This is a genomic window from Candidatus Brocadiaceae bacterium (assembly GCA_012728835.1).
Classification (GTDB): domain Bacteria; phylum Planctomycetota; class Brocadiia; order SM23-32; family SM23-32; genus JAAYEJ01.
Genome location: JAAYEJ010000003.1, coordinates 1 through 21430 on the forward strand (window position 1 = coordinate 1; position 21430 = coordinate 21430).

14 protein-coding genes are annotated in these 21430 nt (G+C 69.6%); 5 read left to right on the forward strand and 9 right to left on the reverse strand.

Annotation, left to right across the window (positions count from 1 at the left end):
- The first annotated feature begins 392 nt into the window (after positions 1-392).
- The gene (locus GXY85_00140; protein ID NLW49237.1) at positions 393-617 is read left to right on the forward strand and encodes a hypothetical protein; all 225 of its coding nucleotides are present in this window, start codon (positions 393-395) and stop codon (positions 615-617) included.
- Positions 618-639: 22 nt separating this feature from the next.
- On the opposite strand, the gene holA is transcribed toward GXY85_00140, so the two are convergent.
- Together holA and GXY85_00150 are read right to left on the reverse strand one after the other, a co-directional pair.
- Entirely contained in the window at positions 640-1716 is a 1077-nt protein-coding gene (gene holA / locus GXY85_00145) for a DNA polymerase III subunit delta (protein ID NLW49238.1), read from the reverse strand.
- A gap of 23 nt (positions 1717-1739) precedes the next feature.
- A complete protein-coding gene (locus GXY85_00150) occupies positions 1740-3062 on the reverse strand; it encodes a hypothetical protein (GenBank protein ID NLW49239.1) in 1323 nt (440 codons plus the stop codon).
- A 218-nt stretch (positions 3063-3280) separates the two neighbouring features.
- Between GXY85_00150 and GXY85_00155 the strand changes: the two genes are divergently transcribed.
- Positions 3281-4459, forward strand: coding sequence for an aminotransferase class I/II-fold pyridoxal phosphate-dependent enzyme (locus GXY85_00155; protein ID NLW49240.1), 1179 nt, complete (start codon positions 3281-3283; stop codon positions 4457-4459).
- A 47-nt stretch (positions 4460-4506) separates the two neighbouring features.
- Positions 4507-5856 carry an FAD-dependent oxidoreductase gene (locus tag GXY85_00160; protein NLW49241.1) on the forward strand — a complete coding sequence of 450 codons (1350 nt, stop codon included), beginning with the start codon at positions 4507-4509 and terminating at the stop codon, positions 5854-5856.
- A 12-nt stretch (positions 5857-5868) separates the two neighbouring features.
- Here the strand turns inward: GXY85_00160 and GXY85_00165 are convergent, their stop codons facing one another.
- From GXY85_00165 to GXY85_00175, 3 genes are read right to left on the reverse strand one after another with little or no spacing between them, the layout of a single operon-like run.
- Positions 5869-6951, reverse strand: coding sequence for an opine dehydrogenase (locus GXY85_00165; GenBank protein ID NLW49242.1), 1083 nt, complete (start codon positions 6949-6951; stop codon positions 5869-5871).
- Positions 6952-6983: 32 nt separating this feature from the next.
- Positions 6984-10922, reverse strand: a complete 3939-nt coding sequence (locus GXY85_00170) for a hypothetical protein (GenBank protein ID NLW49243.1) — start codon at positions 10920-10922, stop codon at positions 6984-6986.
- Positions 10923-10973: 51 nt separating this feature from the next.
- Positions 10974-12008: a TIM barrel protein gene (locus tag GXY85_00175; GenBank protein ID NLW49244.1), complete on the reverse strand. Its 1035-nt coding sequence runs from the start codon at positions 12006-12008 to the stop codon at positions 10974-10976.
- Between the two features lie 243 nt (positions 12009-12251).
- Between GXY85_00175 and GXY85_00180 the strand changes: the two genes are divergently transcribed.
- Both GXY85_00180 and GXY85_00185 read left to right on the forward strand, forming a co-directional pair.
- Complete coding sequence (locus GXY85_00180; protein ID NLW49245.1) at positions 12252-12959, forward strand: hypothetical protein; 708 nt, start codon at positions 12252-12254, stop codon at positions 12957-12959.
- Positions 12960-13097: 138 nt separating this feature from the next.
- Positions 13098-14660 (forward strand): B12-binding domain-containing radical SAM protein, encoded by a 1563-nt coding sequence (locus GXY85_00185; protein NLW49246.1) that lies wholly within the window; start codon positions 13098-13100, stop codon positions 14658-14660.
- A gap of 30 nt (positions 14661-14690) precedes the next feature.
- Here the strand turns inward: GXY85_00185 and GXY85_00190 are convergent, their stop codons facing one another.
- The 4 genes from GXY85_00190 to GXY85_00205 form a co-directional block, all read right to left on the reverse strand.
- Complete coding sequence (locus GXY85_00190) at positions 14691-16049, reverse strand: hypothetical protein (protein ID NLW49247.1); 1359 nt, start codon at positions 16047-16049, stop codon at positions 14691-14693.
- A 38-nt stretch (positions 16050-16087) separates the two neighbouring features.
- Positions 16088-17179: a hypothetical protein gene (locus GXY85_00195; protein NLW49248.1), complete on the reverse strand. Its 1092-nt coding sequence runs from the start codon at positions 17177-17179 to the stop codon at positions 16088-16090.
- 180 nt (positions 17180-17359) lie between these two features.
- Entirely contained in the window at positions 17360-19849 is a 2490-nt protein-coding gene (locus tag GXY85_00200) for a hypothetical protein (GenBank protein ID NLW49249.1), read from the reverse strand.
- Between the two features lie 131 nt (positions 19850-19980).
- Entirely contained in the window at positions 19981-21342 is a 1362-nt protein-coding gene (locus GXY85_00205; GenBank protein NLW49250.1) for an aminotransferase class III-fold pyridoxal phosphate-dependent enzyme, read from the reverse strand.
- Positions 21343-21430: the final 88 nt, after the last annotated feature.

Sequence of the window (21430 nt, forward strand, 5' to 3'; positions counted from 1 at the left end):
CGTCCAGCGCCGGACCACCCCTGGCGCCAAGGCTACCAGAACATGCCCGCGCATTTATAGCTGCGGCAACAACCGGACATTTCTATCTGCCGTGTATAGCGGACATTTCTATCTGCGGTTGACAATCAGGAATTTTCTGTATTGACACGGATTCGGAGCTGGTGTAGACTTTCCAGTTCTTGTTAAGTTGCCGACCGGCAACCGTCCGCCCTGTGTGCGAGAAGCGGCTGAGGGTGTGGTGCGCCGCTGTGGACGTCCGCACGGTCGGTTGTTGACAGGTCCGGATTCTTGCCGCCACAGGCACGTGCCTGCGTTGTCGCGGGGGCAGAGCGCAAGAAGCCCGCATCGGGCAGATCCGTCGGAAATCCACTATCGGGGAGAAGGATGTTCGTATGGCCAGCAATTCCACAACGGACGGCGGCGCGCCCTGCCAGGCCGCACGCCTCAGCAGACTCGAGTTGATCAAGAAGAGGCATCGCGAGTTGATCCTGAAGCCGCGCGAGAGCATCGCCGCGGACTTCAATGATGAGTTCGGGGACCCGTTTGACGATGTCCTGGACGGCGACCCGATCGAAGTGCCCGAGACGATGGAGACGATGGAGGCCGAGAACTACTGACGGGTTCTCGGCCGTCTCTCCCTCAGGCACGGCACAGCCGGACCAGCAGGCCCTCCAGCCACACCTGCTCCTCCTGCGTCCGCAGGGATGCGGCCTTCGACTCCGCATCGGCTTCCGCGAGCAGGGCGATCTGCCGCGCGAATCGCCCCTCCGACAGTGAACCGACCACCCGCAACGCCCGGCGAACGGCGAACGCCGGCGTATTGGCGCGTCGGCCCGCTTCCTGTTCGCTCAGCCCGGCCTGACGGAATCGCTTGATCTGCCAGAGTCGACGCAGTTGCAGGGCCAGGACGGCCACGATGGCCTCCCGGCTCTCGCCCTGCAGCATGAGCCGACCGCACAACTGCAGTGCGGCCGGGGCGTCGGCCCGAGCCACCGCCTCGGCCAGGTCGAAGGCCGAACGGCTGCGCCCCTGCGAGGCCATCGCCTCGACCTCGCGTTCGGTCACGGCCGACGTGCCGGCCCGCGTGCACAACTTATCCACCTCGGTGCGCAGGGCCGGCAGGTTCGGCCCCAACGCCTCCACCAGGGCGTCGGCCCCGCGCGGCGTCACGTTGCCGCCCAGGCTCTCGGCGTAGGTCCGCACCCACGCCTTGGCGTCCTGCCACGTCAGCCGGGCGCAGTCGATCACCACGCCCTCCGACGCCATCAGGCCCATGAGCGTCCGCCAGTCCGCCGCCCGGTCTGCCTGAGCATCGCCCCTGGCGCCGGAGCCGCGCGGGGGCGAGTTCGGGTTCAGGCGGCCGACGCACAGGATCAGCCGCCCGTCCGCGGACGGCTTCTGCAGGAAGCGCAGCAGCGGCGGCCAATGCGCCTGGAGGAAGGCATCGCCCCGCTCAACGACGACCACCCGACGGCCCGCCAGGCCCAGGAACGGGATCGTGCGCAGTTCCTCGAACACCTCGCGGGCCGAGGCCGGCCCCTCGAATACCCGCACGGTGCTGCCGGGCGAATCCGCCGGCGCCAGCGCGGACTTCAGAACCCCCAGGCAGTGCGAGCGCAGGCCGTCGTCGTCCCCCGACAGCACGAAGACCGGCGCCGCCACGACCTCCGCGAGCCGCGCGTCCAGCTCGAGCGCCTTCCAGGCCCTGCCGGCCATGCTGCACCTCCCGCCAGAAGGGACTACCGCCGGTACGGACGGCCGACCCTGGGGTCCATCCAGATCGGATCGCCCGCCCCCGCATCCAGCGCAAACAGACGGCCTCCCTGGCTCAGCAGGTACTCGACCATCGCCTCTTGCCCCGCCTCGTCGGCCAGGGCGGCCGGTGTGCGGCCCTCGGCGTCGGCGCAGTTCACGTCTGCGCCGGAATCCAGGAGCAGCCCGGCCGTCTCGACGTCGCCCAGGCCGGCGGCGACGTGGAGCGGCGTGCGGCCCGACTGCCGGGTCGACCCGACGTAGGCGTCGCCGGCCAGCAGGGCCTTGACAAGCTCCGGGCGGCGCAGCATGACGGCCAGGTGCAGCGGGGTGAGCCGGTCCGGCCCCACGACGCTGGCGTTCTGCCCCGCGTTCAGCAGTGCCGTCAGCGCCGCCGCGTCTCCTCGGTAGACGGCCGCCAGCAACTCGCCGCCCTCGGCATCGTGCCACCAGGGCCGGGTGCCGAGGGGCGCCAGGCACTCGGCCAGTTCGAACTGGCCGCTCGCGACGGCGACAATGGCCGCCGAGGCGCCCTGGTCATCGCGGGCGTCCGCGTCGGCCCCGCCCGCCACCAGCAGCTCGGCAATGTCCGCCCGGCCCCAGCGTGCGGCCTGATGCAGCGCGGTCATCCCCCTGGCGTCACGCGCATTCGGGTCCGCTCCGCGTTCGAGCAGCAGCGCTGCCATCGCCGCCTGGCCCCGCACGGTGACCACGTGCAGGGGCAGCAGGCCCGTACCGTCCGGCTCGTTCGGGTCGGCGCCCTCGTCCAGCACCTCGGTCAGCGCGCTGATGTCATCGGACTGGCACACCCCCACCACGTAGTCGGCGCGAAGGTCGCCGAACACGAGCTTCCCGCCGTAGCCGCGCAGCACGGCCAAGGCGTTCCCCTTGCCCGCCAGGAGGGCCGCGACCGCCGGGGTGAACCCCTGTGCGCTCAGGACGTTCGGGTCCGCGCCGCGGTCGAGAAACACCCGCAGCATCTCCGCGTCGTCGCGTTCAGCGGCGACGTGGAGGAGCGCTCGCCCGCCGACGGTCAGTGTCTCCGGCCGGGCGCCCTTCTCCAGAAGGAGCTTCACGAGGTCGTATTGGTCATTGGTCACCGCCGCGAAGAGCGGGTACCGGTCCCCTTCCCCTTCGTTGGGGTCCGCGCCGGCTTCCAGCTTCCTGATCACGGTCTCGGTCTCGCCGCGTTCGATCAACTCCGCCAGCGAGGGCTCATCCTCCGACCCCCTCAGACCGCCCAGGACGATCCACGCGCCGCCGGCCAGCAGGGCCAGGCACACGAACACAACCACCGCCCATCTGTGCATGCCGAACCTCCATGGCTGCCGCTCAGCGCCCGCCCGGCCCGTGCCGGCCCGACATCATCAGTCTACGGGTGACTGCGGCGGCCTGCAACCGCCCGCCGCGCTTGACATGCGGCCGCCGGCGGGTAGACTGCTCGCACACCCGCCGGCACCCGCCGGCGGTGCGCCTTCGGCGCGCGTGCCGCGCGGTCCGCATTTCGGAAGCTCCAGGAGTCTGCCCCATGCCCTTCGAACCCGCCCGAAAGCTGGACAAACTGCCCCCCTATCTGTTCGCCGACCTGCGCCGCAAGCGCACGGCCGCCGTCCGGCGCGGCGTCGACGTCATCAACCTGAGCATCGGCGACCCCGACATGCCGACGCCCGAGCCCGTCGTGGCGGAGATGTGCCGGGCCCTGCGGGACACAGGGGATCCGAACCGCCACCGTTACGGCTGCGACGTGCCCGTGCCGGCGTTTGCAGAAGCGGCCCGCAGCTTCTACCGCCGGCGCTACGGCGTTGAGCTGGCCACCGACCAGGTCGTCCCCACGATGGGCGGCAAGGATGCCATCGTCAAGCTCGCCCTGTCGATCCTCAATCCGGGCGACCTGGCCATCGCCCCCAGCCCCGGCTATCCGACCTACAACATCGGCCACGTCTTCTCGGGCGCCGTCACGTACCAGGCACCGCTGCTGAAGGAGAACGACTTCCTGGTGGATTTCGATGCCATCCCCCAGGAGGCGCGCCGGCTGGCCCGCGTGCTCTGGCTGAACTACCCGAACAACCCGACGACGGCGACGGCGGACCTCGCCTTCTTCGAACGCGCCGTCGAGTTCGCCCGCCGGCACGACGTCGTCATCGTCCACGACAACGCCTACGGCGAGAACACCTACGACGGCTACCGCGCGCCGAGCATCCTGCAGGTGGAAGGGGCGTCCGAGGTCGCGGTCGAGCTGTTCTCTCTCAGCAAGGCGTTCTGCATGACGGGCTGGCGCGTCGCCTTCCTGGCCGGCAACGCGGACGTCGTACGGGCGCTCCAGGCGACCAAGGAGAACGTGGACAACGGCACCCTGCGGGCCGTGCAGTTCGCGGCGGCAAAAGCGCTGGACATGGCCGAGGAGCTGATCCCGCCCATCAACGCGGTCTACCGGCGCCGCCGGGACATGGTCATCGACGCGCTGAACGCCGCCGGATGGTCGCTCGAGAAGCCGAAGGCGACCATGTACGTCTGGGCGCCTGTGCCGGACGGCTACGGGGGGTCGAGTGCGTCGTTCGCCACGGACCTGCTGGAACGCACCGGAGTGGTGGTCAGCCCGGGCCTCGGGTTCGGGCAGTGGGGCGAGGGCTACTTCCGCATCTCCCTCACCTATCCGGACGACTCGATCCGCAAGGCGCTTTCGCGCATCACGGAAGACGGACCGTAGCGCGAGGCAAGGAACCGCCACCGGGCGGAGCCACTGAGGAGAGAGGCGTGAGTCGAACGATCCGAGAGCCTGCGCGAGACGTGCCCATTGCCGACGAGGTGGATGTGCTGTCCGTGGGCGGGAGTGCCACCGGAGTGTTCGCTGCCGTGGCCGCGGCCCGGCTCGGCATGCGCGCCGCCGTCATCGAACGTCAGGGCTTCTTCGGCGGCACCGCCACCGCGGGGCTCGTCGCAATCTGGCACGGGCTGCGCGACACGGCCGGACGGCGCGAGGTCATCGGCGGCCTCACCCGCGAAGTGATCGAGCGCCTCCGAGCGCGCGACGCCGTCGATGAGCGCCCGGATCACTTCGTGCTCAATACCGAGGAACTGAAGATCGAGCTGGACCGCCTGGTCATCGATGCCGGAGTGCAGCCGTTTCTGAACACCTGGTACGCCGGCGCGGTCGCCGAGGACGGCCGACCCGTGGCCGCCATCATCCAGGACAAATCCGGTCGCCGGGCAGTGCGCGCCCGCTGCTTCATCGACGCAAGCGGGGACGGGGACCTGATCCGCGACCTCGGGCTGACGGCCGAGAAATGGGACGACCTGCAGCCACCGACGACGTGCGCCAGGTTCTCAGGACTTCAAGCTGCCCTCGCCCGCGCGCCCGGGCTGTCGATTGAGAACGCGGTCTTCAACGAAGCGACGGGCGACCGGCTGCCGCTCGGCTTCCTCTGGTCCGCCAACCTGCCGGGTGTGGGCGACGCCGTGATGGTTGCCGGCACGCGCGTGCCCGGCGCGGACTGCTCCGAGGCCGATCAGTTGACCCGGGCCGAGATCGAGGGCCGCCGCCAGGTGCGCGTCATCCACGATGCGCTCCGCGAACGGCTGCCGGAGGGAAGGTCCATCGGTCTGGACGCCCTGCCGGCCACCATCGGCGTGCGCGAGACCCGCCATGCGCGCTGCCTGCACCGCATCACCGAGTCGGAGTTGCTCGGGGGCGTGCGGTTCCCCGATGCCATTGCCAACGGGACCTATCGCGTCGACGTCCACCACAGCGACAAGCCGGGCCTGACCTTCCGCTACCTGGACGGACGCGAGACCTACCACGTGCCCGGTCGGCTGAGCGTCGAGGGGCGGTGGCGTGAACCGACGGGCGAGGACCCGACGTTCTACCAGGTGCCCTACCGCTGCCTCGTGCCCCGGGGCGCGTGCAACGTGCTCGTGGCCGGCCGCCTGATCGACGCCGACCGCGGGGCCTACGGCGCCCTGCGCGTGATGGTGAACTGCAACCAGTTCGGCGAGGCCGCCGGCACGGCCGCCGCGCTGTCGCTGCAGGCGGGAACCGATGTGGCCTCGGTCGACGCGCAGAGCCTGCGCCGGGCCCTGGCAGCCGCCGGCGCCGTGGTGATCTGACGGGCGCGACGGTCAGCCCAGCAGGCGCTCCATCTCGTCGGCCGTCTTGCCCGCCAGGCCGAGGGACGCCATCGTGCGTTTCGCCTCCCCGGCGTAGTCGCGGCCCATGGCGGCCGACGCAAGTCGGATCACCGCGTCCATACAAGGCGTCGGCACGCGCACCTGCCGGGCAAGATCGGCCATGAAGACGAGGCCGTAGCCGACGTCCTCGTTCAGGTAGCGGTGGTCGAGCCGGCTCTGCGCCATGATGCCCAGGAAGCCGGGCGCCTCCGAGTAGCCGGCGTCGTAGGTAGCCTCGGTCATGTAGCCCTGGCGGACGCCGAGCTCCGGATCGGGCAGCACCTCGACCCCCAGCCGTTTGCCGATCGCGATCCGCTCGCGGTCCAGCGCCTCGATCACGCGTCCCACGGCCGGCGTGACGCCGTCTTCGTAGAAGCGGAAGTCGCCGCCGGTCCGCTCGATCAGCGCGGCGTTCAGAAGCGTCACGGCCGGATGGATGACCGGATTCGCGTTCTGCAGGCTCGTCTGGAGGACGTTCCGTGCGGGCTCCAGGCAGGGATAGACGTCGCCCAGCGCCTCGATCACCGCCGGTGTATCCACCGCCGGCGCCGCGGCCACGAGGACGGCCGCCTTGAGCTTGAGGAAGATGCGGATACGGCCCGGCTCGCCCATGCGGACGGCATAGGGCAGCGTGTGGGTCTCGGCGATGACGATGCGGCGGTCGCCCAGGGACAGGCCGGCGACGCTCTTGAACTCGACGGCCCCTCCGGACGAGCCGGGGCAGACGACGACCATCTGCCCCTCCCTCAGGTGCGGGCGGCAGGCAGCGGCAAAGTGGCGGATGCTGTAGGCCGGCCCGACGGCCAGGATCACGTCCGCGCCGTCCAGCGCCGCCTCGACGTCATGGCCGGCGTACGTGACCGGGGCGAACCCGTTCAGTTCGCCCTCGGCGCTAACGCCGCCTGCAGCAGCGACAGCCGCAACGGAGTCCGGGAACTCCTCGAAATCGAACAGCCGCACGTCATGGCCATGGCTCGCGCAGTCGAAGGCCACGGCACAGCCGCCGTTTCCCGAACCGAGGACCGCGGTGCGCATCCGTCCTCCCTCCGTGCCCGTCCGTCCAGCGGCTACCAGCCGAAGGAACGGTAGGGGTCGTCGAACTCCTCGGGCTGATCCAGATAGAAGCCGTCTGCCCAGCGCGGGGCCTCGCCTTGCGCCACCGGCTCTGAGAAACGCTCGACCAGTGGCGTCCGTGCGCCGCAGCCCATGTTGCTCAGGACGCGCGCAACCAGGAAAGCCGTGCGGCGGAACGTCCGTTTCTGGTTGTAGTACTTCTCGTAGTCGAACTGCCAGGGGGCCATCTGGCACAGGACTGCGTTCCCGTCCGCAGCGATCGCAAGCACACCGTTGCCGAGCGCCTGCGCGCCGCCCGTGATCAGCTCGACCTCGCGCGGATCGCGGTTCATCACGTCCGCGGACCCGACGCCGGCCAGCATGGACGCCGCGTCCGGAGGCTCGAACACGGTGCAGATGTGTTCGCCCCTGGCGGTCCGCAGCGGCGCGGGCAGGAATGACCCCGCCTCGCTGCCCGACAGCCCGAGCGCGAGCAGGCGCCCGCCGGCCGCCAGCCACTGCCGGACGGCCGTCGCGTTCGCGGCCAGCGTCCGGCCGCCGCCGGGGCCGACCACGAGCACCTGGTCGGGGCTCAACGCTCCTCCCTGGTAAGCGGCCATCGACACGCCCGCCTTCTCGAGGTGGGCGCGGCCGGCATCTTCACCGACGTAGACCGCCGTGCGAGCCGCTTCCGGGCGATAGGACGCCGCGTAGTCGAGGATGTTGGCCGCAAGGCGCCGCGCGGCGGGGTCGTCCTCCGTGCGGCCGGTCACGTCGAACTGGCAGAGGATCATCATGCCGCTGCCCTCGCGGCTCACCATGAGGGGGCTGTACTGCAGGCTGAAGCCGCCGTCGGCCACGGGCAGGAAATCGCCCCGGCCCGGCTTCTCGATGAGCACGGAGGCCACGCTGCCCCAGTTGCCGCAGCGGGCGCGTCGCGTCATCTCGATGCCGCACCATTGCTTGAGCTTCTCGCCGCTGCGCTGGCGGATCGTGTAGCCTTCCAGGCGCGGCGGCAGAAGCGTGGCGGCGCCCTGCCAGTCGTGCAGGTTCTCGGTGGAAACGCCCGCCAGCAGCGGATGGTCCGGCACCCGTGCGAACGCCCGGCGCAGTCCGTACTCGGCGATGCGGAACCCGAACCGCCCCTCCAGCACGTCGGCCTTCTGCTCGAACATCACGACCCTCAGCCCGTCGCGAAGCCGGCTGATGTCGGGAGCCGGGCCGTCGACCGTCAGCGCGCCCTTCCCGACCACGAGCACGTCGTATCCATCCGGAACGGCATCCGCCGCGACGGGCCGGAAGGACACCCCCAGGGCGGTCAGGAGCCGGGCCGTCTCGCCGGCCGGGTCGAACAGCGCGATCTGCGCGCCGGAGGCGGGGGCAGCCGCCGGAGGCGGCGCCATGACGTCCACCTGGAACGCATCCTCCTGGGTCTCCCCGGTGCTGAACCGGACGACGGCCGTCAGCGAGTAGGCACCGGCGGACAGACCTTCCGGCAGGCGGAACGCAAGCGGGATCCGCTCCTGCAGGCCGGGCTCGATCGTCACGGACGTCTGCCCCGCCAGCGGCTGCGGGAGGCCCAGCGACCATGAGCAATCGGCGGTGACGGTCTCGCGCGAGTTGTTGATGACGATGAGCTGCTTGTGCAACTCCTGTCCGGGCAGGGCGTTATGGTCCTTGGTCGTGAACCGCTCGGCCTTGCCGCCGATGTAGGCGAGCAGCGGCATGCTGTTGCGGTACAGCGCCCGGGCGGCCGCGCCCGGAATCCAGTCCTCGGCCTCATAGGCCGTCGCCATGTTCTCATGGGGCCGATCGACGTAATCCGGGCTGAACCCCGGACGCTGCAGTTGGTCCCAGTCCACGGCAAAGTCCTGACGGCCCCGGTTCACGCCCTCGCGCAGCGACCAGAAGCTCCCGTAGCTGAACTGGTTGTAGCACGAGACGCCCCACGTGCGGAATGCGCGCACGTTGTCGGTGATGTACATCCCCCGGACCTGCTGCTTGATCGGGTTGCCCTGCGTGGAGGCCCCGACGATGGCGCGCGGGTAGTCCCAGCGGTACCAGGAGTCGCGCGTTCGGAAGTTGTTGGCCTCCCAACGCAGGTTCGCCTTGTCGGTCTCGGGCAGGTCAAACCCCTTGTCGCCAAGGAACTGCGAGGCCCACTCCGCCGGGCAGTACTCCCACTTCACCGGAGTCGAGCCGAACGATCTCTGGCCGTTGATCCAGCCGCGGTACATCGTCCAATCGAGGTCGTAGGGCGTGTCGTACTCGCACAACAGCAAGGGCTTGACGCCCTCCGTCGCCCAGTGCTCGAACCAGTCCGAGACCTCCCGGATCGGCGTGAAGTTCAGGTACAGGTTGTTCGTGTGCATGTTGCCGAGGTTGCCCGACGAGTGGTGGTAGACCACGCGCGTGGGATCGAAGCCTTCGACGATCGATTGCACGAGCAGCCCCCGCTCTGCGCCGGCGTACAGGCGCGGCCCGATCTCCCCGCGCTCGTTGTGGAGCCCGTCGATCCTGTCGGGATCGGAAGAGCCTCCGTAGCTCAGGGCGTTGTGGTTCATGGTGTACATCACGACCGAGGGATGGTTCTGGGCCACCCGCACGTAAAACTCCGCGTGCCGCGCGTAGCCGTTCTTTTCCCGGGCGTCCGGCTCGTCCCACTGGTACTGCCCCAGGTGCGGCATCGAGAACGAGACCAGCATGCCCACGTCGTCGGCCGCCCGCAGGAGTTCGCGGTGGGACAGGTGCGTGCCCGGCTCGACGCCGAAGTGATGCGTGTGGACGACGTTGATGCCGAAGGTCTTGTGACGCAGCAGGGCCTCCCGGGCGGCCTCATACGTGGCCCAGGCGGCGCCGATCAGCGGCTCGTGGCTCGAGCCCAGGAAGCAGTTGATGCGTGTGCCGTTCAGGTAGAAGTCGCGTCCGTTGATCCAGAACTCGCGGAATCCGAAGCGTTGCGGATAGAAGACGTCCAACTCCTGCCCCGAGGCCTCAGCCAGGGTCACCTGGACGTGGTACATGTTCTCGGGCGTGTGCGTATCCCAGAGCTTCTCCGGCTGCCAGGATTCGCTGAACGTGATGCGGCCGTTCTTCACGTCGGCCAACGTGAACGGCGCGCCGGCGATCTCCTTGACGGCTTCCTCGCCGTCCATGACGCGGGCCTGAAGCCGGTACGTGCGGTCAGGCGCAAGCCCGTTGACGGCCGTGTCGAAGGCGATTTGCCAGTTGCGCACGGACGTATCGACCTTCACGTCGTCCACGCGCGGGCCGGCCGGCGTCCCTGTCAGGAAGACGTCGCCGCAGAGCCCGCGCCGGGCCACCGAGCCCCTCCCCTGCCGAGGCGCGCCCGTGTCGCTGAAGATGGCCACCACTTCCGCCAGCGGCAGCGCCCGCACGCGCAGCGTCAGCACGTAGCGGCCGCCCGGACGGCAGGCCTCCGTCAGATCGACCTCTCCGGCGGGGTATGACAGGCGGCCGGCGCTCACGCCGTTTACGAACACGTCCACGTGGGAGTTCACGTACTCGGCCCACAGCGTGACCCGGCGCCCGTCCCAGTCCGCAGGCACGGCGATCTCCCGCTGATACCAGGCCGTGTTGACATCCCGCAGGCGGGTGTCGGCCCAGCTCGGGTGCGGATAGAGCGTCTGGCTTTCCTTCTGGATGTAGGACGTGATGCCCGGCCACGGCCCGGGGACCTTGTAGAAGCCCCAGGCGCGCTGCGGCGCGGCCTCCTCCGCCTCGACGGCCGGCTGCCAGCGCCACAGTCCGTTGATGCAGATGCGCTCACGAGTGGGTGTGCCCTCGCGCCACGCCTTCCCGACGTCCCACTCCGCCTTGACCCCCGCGGGCAGGGTCGCCTGCGCCTGAGCGGACACGGCGGCCTCCAGGCAGAAGAGAGAAGCGATCAGCAGACACAGAACGGTCGCACGTCGTTCGGCATACCGGTCCATCGGAGCCTCCTTCAGGCCACAGCGTCCGTCGTCAGGGGACATCGGAAGCGACTACCGGCCCAGAAGGTGCCGGGTGATGAGCAGATCGAGCGCCTCGTACTGCCGCTCGGCGATCAGCGCGTCCACGGCCGCGGTGTCCAGGCTGCGGACAAGGTCGAGCAGCATCAGGAAGACCTCCCGGCTGTTGGACAGGTGCGTCGTAACGCCCGTGCCGCGCTCCGAGCGCATGGCCTTCACGTCGAGGCCGACGAACTCGCCGCGGGAACCATAGTCGTACCGGTCCAGGATGCGCACCTGGTTGAACGCGCGCCGCAGGTCGACGGCGCCGAACGAGCGGTCCTGGTCGAACTTCAGCCCGTTCTGATCGTTCAGGTGCACGGTGAACAGCTTGTCGAACGCCAGCGCGAAGCCCATCTCATCGGAGGGATCGAGCCCCGCCAGGATGGCGTGCGCACTCTCGATGTTCACGCCCACCCGCGCCGGATCGCTCGCCAGCAGGCCCAGGGCCATCGCGTGGCCGGTGGTCGGCATGTAGGCATGGTCCATCGGCTCATTGGGCTTCGGTTCGACGGCGATCCTGACCTCCGGGTCGTAGTCCAGCATGTCGTTGACCGCCTCGACGATACGGTCCACGGCGACCTTGCTGTCCTTGGACTCCCGGATGTAGGTGCCCTCGCGGGCCAGCCAGAGCACGATCAGCTTCGTGCCCAGCTCGTTGGCGATGTCGATGGCCAGGCGGCTGCGATCCAACGCCCACTGCCGGCAGGCCGGATCGTTGGAGGTGTAGGCGCCGTCGACGCCGCGCACGTCCTCCCAGAGGCGCGGGGCGACGAACTCCGCCGTCAGCCCCTCCCCGTCGAGCACCCGGCGCACCTCGGCCGCCTCCTCGACCACCTCGGGCGCAGTCATGCTGCTCAGCTCGGGCACGGCGTCGTCATCATGGAACTGGACGCCCTCGAAACCGAGCCCCGCGTAGAGCTTGAGCTTCTCCGCAAACGGCAGCGGCTCCCGGACGGTCGGCCCGAAGGGATCGTTGCCCTCATGGATGTTCCACGGGCCAAAGGAGAAGCGAAACGTCCCTGCCATGACCCTGCCTCCTTCACACTGTGCTCGCAGGCATCGTTCCCAGATACGCTCCCATCATAGCGCCCGACCTCCCGGCGGGCAAACACACCGGGCAGAGATGCGCACATGCACGGCCGCCTGCCCGGCAGGGCGGCGCCCCCCCCCTGTGCACGCCGTGCATTGCATCCGCCCTGCCGGGGCAGGTAGGCTGACCGGCGTGGACGAAGACCCTTGCGGCCCGCCGACAGAGGCCCGGAGGCCCCCATGCCCAGGACGCCCGCCGACCCGCGCCGGAGGATCGGCACGCTCAACGAGAAGCCCTTGCACGCCGCCCTCAAGGAATGGTACCGCGAGCCGGGCGACCTGACCGAGACCCCGGTGGACGGCTTCCTGGTGGACCTGGTCCGCGGCGACCTGCTGATCGAGATCCAGACGGGCAACCTGGGCGCCGTCCGGCGCAAGCTGCAGCGACTGGCGCAGGGCCATCGCGTGCGGCTCGTCTACCCGATCGCCGAGCGGAAGTGGATCGTGCGCATGTCGCAGGAGGGCGACCGGCGGCTGGGGCGCCGCAGGTCCCCCCGGCGCGGCGCCCTGCACGACGTGTTCGAGGAGATGGTGAGCCTGCCGCAACTGCTGGCCCTGCCCGGCGTGTCGCTGGAGGTGCTGATGATCCACGAGGAGGAGGTCCGCCGCTACGACCCGCAGCGCGCCTGGCGGCGCCGCCACTGGGTCGTCCAGGAGCGCCGGCTGCTGGAAGTCCTGCACGGCTACCGCTTTGAGACGACCGGAGACCTCCGAGCCCTGCTGCCGAGGTCGCTGCAGGAGCCCTTCACCACGGCCGACCTGGCCGAGGCGGTCGACTCCACGCGCCGCCGCGCCCAGCAGATGGCCTACTGCCTGCGCACCCTCGGGGAGATCGTGCCCACCGGCCGCCGGCGCGCCGGAATCCTCTACCGCCGCGCCACGGCGTAGCGGCCCGCACCGGCGGAATCCCTCCGTGCTTGCGGTCCCGACGTGCTATGATCCGTGATGATGGGCACATTCGCTTGCGGGGGATCCTCGATGGTGCAGACACAGGACAGCGCATGCCGCCGGCGCCGCAGATTCCGCATGGTGATTCCGGCGTATCCGGCGTTCAACATCTACTCCGGCGTCGCGGACAAGATGACGGCCCTCGGCCCCATCTGCGTGGCCACGGCCGTCAACGACATCGAGGGGTGGGACGTCGAGGTGATCGACGAGAACAACTACCGCCGGGGGGCGCCGCGCGATGAGGCCGGCCTGCCGGACCACCGCACTCTCCAGAGCGCACGGCCGGCGGACGCCGTGGGCTTCTACGGCGGGCTGACCAGCACGATCCCGCGGCTCCTGCAGGTGGCCGCCGTCTACCATGAACTCGGCGTGGCCACCGTGGCGGGCGGACAGCACTTCGTCGAGGAGAACGTGCCCGAGGCGCTGGACGGCGGCTTGGACTACGTGGCGGACGGCGAGGGCGAGGAGGTGATGCGCGAACTGCTGGAGGTCTTCGACGGCCGGCGGCGCCGGGAAGACGTCCGGGGCGTGGCCTACCGGGACGAGACCGGCCGCGTCCGCCGGTCGCCCCGCGCATCCATCGAGGACCTGAACGCCCTGCCCGTGCCCGACTTCTCCCTGCTGCGGTACGGGCAGGTCAGCATCTACCCGGTCGGCCGGGTGCGCGGATGCGGCATGAACTGCGAGTTCTGCACCGTCAAGGGCAGGCCGCGCTACGCCTCGCCCGAGCGGCTCATGGACCAGTTCACGGCGCTGTTCGAAAGGCACGGTGCGCGCAAGTTCTTCATCGTCGACGACCTGTTCGGCCAGGACCGCGACGAGACGCTGCGGCTGTGCGGGATGCTCCGCGACTACCAGGACCTCGTGGGGGCGCGGTTCAGCATCACGGTGCAGATCCGCCTCGACAAAGCCCGCGACGCCGAGCTGCTGCGCCACATGCGCGCGGCCCGCATCAATACGGTGGCCATCGGGTTCGAGTCGCCCATCACCGAGGAGCTCGACGCCATGAACAAGCACCTGAAGCCCGAGGCCATGATCGCCCTGGCGCACCTCTACCGCCGGGCGGGCTTCTGGGTGCACGGCATGTTCATCTTCGGCTACCCGATGCAGCCGGGACACGAGTTCCACATGGAGGCCGGCGAGCGAGTGAAGCGCTTCCGCCGGTTCATCCGCAAGGCGCGCATCGACACGGTGCAGGTGCTCCTGCCCGTGCCACTGCCGGGCACCGAGTTGCGCCGCCGGCTGGCCGGGCAGAACCGCGTCTACTCGACCCGCCACGTCGGATGGGAGTACTACGACGGGAACTTCCCGCTGTTCGAACCGGACGCCCCGCTGACGGCCGAGGAGCTGCAGGCGTCGATCCGCAGGATCATGGGCCGCTTCTACCGCTTCACGCACGTCTTCTCGGTCGGGCTGAACGTCCTGTCGTTCCCCGGCATCGTGCTCCACCTGCACAACCTGCGGGCCGGATGGCAGCGATGGTCGCACCGGTGGTGGAACAGCCTGGTGGGCGTCGCCGGATGGCGCATCATCCGCAAGTGGACGGAGCGGTTCCGCAAGGGGAGCTTCACGCAGAAGCTCGGGCACGCCCGGGACGCGCTGCACGGCAGCGGCACGGCCTCCGGCGCGCCGACTCCGTAAGGCTGCGCCGGCGGAGACGGGGCTCGGCCCCTACGTGCCGGCCGCGCGACACAGCAGGGCCACCCACTGGCCCGACGCCGGCGGGGCCAGCGGCACGACGTCGCCGCCGGAGACCTCCCGCGTCCCGGCCCATCGGCTCCCGTCCACGGCCAGCCACCGGCACTCGAACCGCCCGGTCGCCCGCCGCAGGTCCAGTCCCACGCGGCCGCCGTCCGGGAAGTAGACGGCGTACTGCTCCCCGTCGATGCGCGTCAGGTAGGCGGCGTTCGTCTCCCGGCCCACCAGGAGCGAGTGGCCCGAATCGGGCTCGCAGCGGAAGATGTCGAGTTCCGCCAGCAGCAGGCGCGCGCTGCGGAGCTGGGCCTGCGCCGTCTCGCTGAGCCCCAGGCCCGACGGCGGCCGATGGAAGCGGCTGGAGGCGAAGCCGCCGAGGATGTTCCGCCAGAACGTCTGCATCCCGTGGGTGGAGTCGATGCCGCGGTCCAGCCACTTCGACGTGTCGGCCCCGTAGATCTTCGTCTCGTTCATGGGGCGCGGGTGGTCGGCCAGGTATGCGCGCACCCATTGGGCGTTGTCCCAGTTCGCCTCCCCGGTCGTCTGGCTGTTCTGCGAGATGTCGACGAACGTGTACAGCTCCGGATGGTCGAACGTGGCCCGGTGCATCGGCCCGGTCACGTCCCACTGGTCCCACATCTCGGTCAGTTCAACCGTCACGCCGGCCCCCCGTGCCCGGTCACGGATGTACCCCGCCCAGTAGGCGCCCCATTCCGGCACCCCGCACGTCTCGTTGTCCATGCAGTAGAGGACGTGATCGTGCGGGAGAGTGTACGACAGCACCTTGTCCACGAACTTCTTCTGGAACGGCAGCACGACGGCGTTGTTCTGCAACGTCGGCACCGTGAAGAAGAACGGCTGCTTGTTGTGGAGCGGGTGCTCCGGGTATTCGGGCGCGAGACCCGACTCCTCAAAGGTGTAATTGACGTTGTTCCCCGGGTTGAACGGGTCGCTCTCCCAGTTGCCCCGGCTGTGGTCGAAGCGGTCCCACAGCTCGATCTGCACCACAACATCGCGCTCGGCCGTGAGGCGAAGCATGGTCTCGAAGCGATCCCAGTAGACGTCATTCCACTGATTGAGCTCGTAGCGCCCGTCGTCCAATCGCTTGAAGGCCTTGACCTCGTAGCCCTGGTCCGGCCGGTCGCTCATCGTGTTGCGGATGTAGTTGCCGCCGACGGAGGCGAGCAGGTCCAGGTGCTCCTCCAGGTCCGGGATCTGGAACAGGTTGTCGTCGACCGTGCCGCCGAGCAACACGACGGGACGGCCCTTGTGCTGCCAGTAACGGGGGTTGCCGGCGTACGGCCGGATGCGCCGAGCCTCGCGCGCCGCGTCCATCGAAGGCCCTCCATGCAGAACGGGGATCTGTCGGTCGGTCAGCCCTCGATCACTTCCAGGATGCCGGCCTTGTCCAGGCCGGCCAGCCCGAGCTTGTCCAGCGTCCGGCCCGTCTGCCAGTAGTCCTCCCCGCACACCGCGGAGCCGATGGACACGATGCCGTCGGTCAACGGCGTGCGGAGGCCGACCGCCTGCCCGAACTGCGAGCGCGGCACCAGCCCGAAGGGCAGGTCCTCGGTGATGTAGCGATCATGCACCGTGCGGGGGCCGACGATGCCCGCCAGGACGCCCGCCGTGTCGAACGGGGCCGTGAACTCCACGCCCATGATGCTGGAGGTCGTGCGGAAGTCGATGTCGCGATACTCGGTCATGTCGAACTCGAGCGCGCGCGCCACATTGCGCGATTCCTCGTAGACGCCCCGAATGACCCGCGCGACCGACTCGGTGATGCCCTCGCGGTACATGTTGAAGTCGCCCCCCGAATACTCGATGCGGCCCGTGCTGAGCAGCGAGCCCGGGGGATGGACGATCGGATTGACGTTGTTGAACGCCGCCGCGAGCACGTTGCGGCAGGGCGAGATGCACGGGAACATCTCGTGCAGGGCCTGGACGACCTCGGCCGTGCAAGCCGCCGGCAGCGCCCCCGCAAGCACGTGCGGGGCCGTCAGCAGAAGCTTGATCCGGCCCGGGCCGGTGATCCGCGTGCCGTACGGCAGGGTGCTCGTCTCGAGGATCGTGACGGCCCCGAGCCGGCCGGCCTCCTCCAGCATCCGGCGCAAGCGCAGCGAGCCGAAATCCCCGGCCCACACCACCACCTTGTGCCCGTCGCGGAACAGAGGGATCATCTCCCGGAAGAACACCTCATGGCCAATGGCGGGCATGACGACGTGCAGCCATTCGGCTTCGGCGAGGGCCGCCGGAATATCGGTGCCGACCCTGTGGATCGGGAAGGTGCCCTGCGGCCCGATGCCCGTGGCCTCGATGGCCTGGGCGTCCAGGGTGGCCTGGAACGTCCCCGCGAAATCCGGATGCTCGCACAGGTGAACATCGTAGCCCCGGTCGGTCAGGTCGACCGCCATCGTGTGCGCCCCTGCTCCCCCGCCCAGAACGGCCACCGTCTGTCGACCCATCAGACGCCCTCCCTTCGGCACTCGGGCCGGCGTGGCCCGCGCACGGCATGATACGCGCCCCCGCGCCCGCAGGCAATCGCCTCCCCCAAGAACGCGCGGCGGTCCGGGGTAGGCCATCGGAACGGGTGGCCGGCCGGAGCCGCCGCGCAGGGCCGCAGCACGGCGCCCGAAGGCGCGTGATCAGAAGCCGGCGGCCTTCATGGCGTTGACCGCGAAGATGTAGTGGCCGATCTCGCCGATGGTCGACTCCATGTTGGCCACGTTGCCGTCGTCCAGGAAGTAGAGGGCGTTGTCCTGCGGCCGGTAAGGGCGGATCGTCGTGTAGCCCGGCACGGGCACGCCCGGCACGATGCCGCCCTCGGGCGCGTAGACGTGAAACAGGTGCCCCGAGTGCAGGTGCTTCGGCCCGTCGAGGCCGATGCCGGAGACGAACACGTGGTCGCTGATCGGATGGAGGCCGTACAGCCACAGCATGGGGAGCACGGCCTTCTCCAGGAGCCTGCGCTCCGGCAGGACCTTCGAGATCCAGTAGGCGTCGTAGACGCGCTGGGCGGCGAAGACGGCGTTCCCGCACTTGCCGAAGTCGGTGTAGTGCCCGGCCCAGGGCCGGCCGCCGAGCATACCATCCAGGTAGTCGGCGTTCTGCCGGCAGACCTTCAGGATGGCCTCCTTCAGAGCACCGTCGGGCAGGCCGGGCACGAGCCGGACCAGCACGGGGGGCGCGAACCAGAACGACCCGCTGCCGGATGCCTCCCTGGCGGGCCAGTCCATCGGCAGGTTGTCGATCTTGTCCGTCATCGCCTCGAGTTCCTGCAGGTAGCGGGGATCGCCGGTGGTCATGTGAAGCTCGGCCAGCGCACAGGCGACGTTGCCGTCGCGGCCGATGGTCCGCGTGTTGAAGTACGCCGTGTTGCGGTAGACCTCCTCGTGCGTACGGAAGTACTCGTAGGCCCGCCGGGCGGCCTCGATGCACTCCGCCGACAGCGCGGGGTTGGACGCCCTCAGAACCCGACCGGCGGCGCAGAGCGCGGTCGCCTGCATGCACTGGAGTTCGGCATGGTAGTCGACGTAGACCTCGCGCTCGTCGCCGGTGCCCGGCACGTTGTCGGTGGACTTGTCCCAGCCGCCCGGGCTGCTGCGCCGCGTCGGCTGGTCGACCACCCCGACGTAGCTGCGCCCGTCCGGCTGCATCATGCTCAGCAGCCAGAGGGCACCCCACTCGACCTGTTGGAGGATGTCCGGCGTCTCATCCGGCCGACCGAGCGTCCAGGTCCGGGCGTCGAAGTCGGCCGTCGCAACATCGCGGCTCAGCCCGAACTCCTCGTAGGCCAGCGCCAGTTGAAGGACCGCGAAGCCCTGCGCGTAGATGTTCAGGTCGCAGTCGCCGGCGTCGTGCCAGCCGCCCCTGGCGCAGGGGATCGGGTCTCCGGCGTCATACGGCGTGCCCTCGCACTCGTAGGACCGAAAGCCGTCGACGCTCCCCCGGCCGCCGCGGGCCGGCACGCGGATGCCGTCGTCCATGTGGCAGGCCGGATGCCCGGCGCAGTCCGGCCCCAGGTCGACCGCGGCATGGCACATCTGGAACGGCAGGAAGTAGTCGAGGGTCGGCTCCCAGAGCGCATCCTCGAAGACGCTCGGGCGGACGGCGACGTCGAGCGCACCCCGGGCCCAGACGATGCGGTAGTCGCCCGCCTCGACGACCTCGGAGAAATCGAAGACCGCGAAGTCGCTCTGCATGTGCTCGTACGGCCGGACGGTGTCGGCAAAGCGCCCCTGCTTCACGACGGTTCCGTCGGCCCGTTCCAGGCGCACGGAGTCGTCGGCGGGTCGCCGCAGATGCCGGGGCCATTCGAGCACGACCTTCTTCTCCCCCGCGGCGGGGTAGCCGACCAGGGAACGGCGAACCGCCCAGGTCGACTCCTCGCTGACCTGGGGGAGCGTCAGGTAGAGGTCGACGGGCCGGCCGGGCTCGGCCGGGAAGCCAACGTCGATGAGGTAGCGGAGGTCCTTCCACCGCCGGCGGTCGCTGACGCTCATGCCGTGGTCGCATTCGAGTATGAGGTTCAGCGACGGATCGTCGAGGCTGCACTCGATCCGGCGCGCGTCGCGCACGAGGGTCACGTGATCCGGCGAGAACGTCTCCGGCAGCTTGATGGCCTCGCCATCCGCACGGATGGTGGTTCCGCGAAAGTTCTGGAACGGCAGCTCGAAGAAGAAACCCTCCCAGGCGCTCGTGTCGCCCGCCCAGTCGCCGTTGCGGACCAGCCGGATGCGGACTCGGTCCCCCTCGATGGAGACCTGCTGGTCATAGGTGACGGTCGTGCCGGGCACCTCCCCGTGGACGGCGAACGTGCCGAGCCCGAGGACGCCCATCGCCTCCTCCCGCTCCTGGCCCTCCACCAGCGTCTTCCTCCCCGCCATGCGGTCGAAGGGGAAGTAGCCCGCCCTGCCCTGGCAGTAGATGCCGGCGTTGTAGACGACGATCTCCGAACCGCGCATGACGTGGAGCCCGCCGGTGACGTCGCCGAAGACCATGTACGGCCCCTGCCGGATGCGGCCCCTCTCCAGGGGCGTCAGGGCCTGCGGCTGGGCCAGGCAGACCGAGCCCCCCAGCAGCAACGCACCGACCGCGACGACCATGCACGCCTTCCACACCGTCCCCATCGCCATACCCTCCCAAGTTCCGTGGCTTGCCCCACCGCAAACGATACCTGAGCGCCCCCCTGCACGCCAGCACCGTCGGCACAGGACCATCCGCCCGCAGACGCAGCCGCGACCGGCCGGAAGGTACCGGCAGACGTTCAGTCGACCGACGGAGGCGGGGCCGGCGCGCCGGCCGGCGTCTCCTTCTCCAGGCGCTCCAGGCAGCGGCCCAGTTGCCCCAGCATCCGGTCGATCTCCTCCGCCGTGACGTCCAGCACCGGCCGGAAGCGGATCGTCTGCGTCCCCGCCCCGAGCAGGAGGAGTTGCTCGGCCTCCAGGGCGATCTGGCGCAGGCGCCCCTTGTGCTCCGCCACCCGAAGGGTGAAGCCCTGGTAGAGGCCCATGCCGCGGATGTTGAAGATGAGGTCGTGGAAGCGGTCCGCCAGGTCCTGGAGGCCCGTCACGAGTCGTTCGGCCTTCGCCGGCACCTGCTCGATCAGGCCCTCCTCTTCGACCACGCGCATCTCCTGCACGAACCGCACCATGTCGGCCAGGTTGCCGCCCCAGGTGGAATCGAGCACGCCGCGGTCGCTCATCGGATAGAGCATGTAGACGGCGCCGTTGGCGAACTTCTTGGCCGTCGCCACGGCCTGCGGGGGATACGGCAGGTCGAACTGGTCGATGGCGAACACCGTGCCCGTCTGTCCGCCCGCCGTCTGCACCTCGTCGAAGCCCAGGAAGACGTCGTACCGGTGCGCGAGTTCGCTGAGCCCGCGGAAGAAGGCCGGATCGGCCGCGCGCTGGCCGCCGGCGCCCTGGATCGGCTCGACGATCATGCCGACCACCTCGCCCCGGTAGCTGCGCAGGCAGTCCTCGACGATCGACAGGCTGGTGGCCATGCGCCGCTCGTTCCGCTCGGCGGGCTGGCTGCTGTCGGTGGACGGGAACGGCACCTGCAGGTTGCCCGGCACGAAGCCCCGGAAGTCCCGCGTGACGACGGGGTCATGCTCGAGCTGCGTCACGCCGAGCGCGAAGACCGTGCGCCCGTGGAACGCCCGGTCGAAGTAGACGAAGCGGCGAACGCTCGGGATCTGCCCCCGCTTCATCAGCTTCTCGTCATGCAGGTTGATGAAGTACTTCATCATGTTCTCGACCGCCTCGGCGCCCGAGTTGACGGCGTAGACCTCCAGGCGCTCGTTGCGCATGCAGCGCGGGGCCAGGCGGTGGAGGAGCCGGTAGTACTCGAGGCACTCGGGCGTCAGGAAGTCGGGGTTCGCCGTCTTGTTGTTGGCCGCCCGGGCCAGTCGGGCCAGGTACGCCGGCTCCTGCAGGCGCGGGTGGTTGTGCCCCAGGAGCTTGGAGCCGTAGTAGCCCGCCCAGTCGAAGATGCGCTCGCCGTCCACGGTCACCAGGTACATGCCGCTGCAGCGTTCCAGGTCAAGCACGAACGGATGCGGCTCCACAATGACGTAGCGCTTCAACTGGTCGATGATCTCGCGGCTGCGGGGACCCGGGAACATGGGCGGACCTTTCAGGGCAGGGGGTAAGCTGCTTGCAGACAAGAACTCCCGGCAGCGGCGCAAAGGTCGATCCCGGTCGCACGGAAGC

Coding starts and splice junctions, on each gene's coding strand:
- GXY85_00140 (NLW49237.1), top strand. CDS start 393: ATGGCCAGCAATTCCACAACGGACGGCGGCGCGCCCTGCCAGGCCGCA.
- holA (NLW49238.1), bottom strand. CDS start 1,716: ATGGCCGGCAGGGCCTGGAAGGCGCTCGAGCTGGACGCGCGGCTCGCG.
- GXY85_00150 (NLW49239.1), bottom strand. CDS start 3,062: ATGCACAGATGGGCGGTGGTTGTGTTCGTGTGCCTGGCCCTGCTGGCC.
- GXY85_00155 (NLW49240.1), top strand. CDS start 3,281: ATGCCCTTCGAACCCGCCCGAAAGCTGGACAAACTGCCCCCCTATCTG.
- GXY85_00165 (NLW49242.1), bottom strand. CDS start 6,951: ATGCGCACCGCGGTCCTCGGTTCGGGAAACGGCGGCTGTGCCGTGGCC.
- GXY85_00170 (NLW49243.1), bottom strand. CDS start 10,922: ATGGACCGGTATGCCGAACGACGTGCGACCGTTCTGTGTCTGCTGATC.
- GXY85_00175 (NLW49244.1), bottom strand. CDS start 12,008: ATGGCAGGGACGTTTCGCTTCTCCTTTGGCCCGTGGAACATCCATGAG.
- GXY85_00180 (NLW49245.1), top strand. CDS start 12,252: ATGCCCAGGACGCCCGCCGACCCGCGCCGGAGGATCGGCACGCTCAAC.
- GXY85_00185 (NLW49246.1), top strand. CDS start 13,098: ATGGTGATTCCGGCGTATCCGGCGTTCAACATCTACTCCGGCGTCGCG.
- GXY85_00190 (NLW49247.1), bottom strand. CDS start 16,049: ATGGACGCGGCGCGCGAGGCTCGGCGCATCCGGCCGTACGCCGGCAAC.
- GXY85_00195 (NLW49248.1), bottom strand. CDS start 17,179: ATGGGTCGACAGACGGTGGCCGTTCTGGGCGGGGGAGCAGGGGCGCAC.
- GXY85_00200 (NLW49249.1), bottom strand. CDS start 19,849: ATGGCGATGGGGACGGTGTGGAAGGCGTGCATGGTCGTCGCGGTCGGT.
- GXY85_00205 (NLW49250.1), bottom strand. CDS start 21,342: ATGTTCCCGGGTCCCCGCAGCCGCGAGATCATCGACCAGTTGAAGCGC.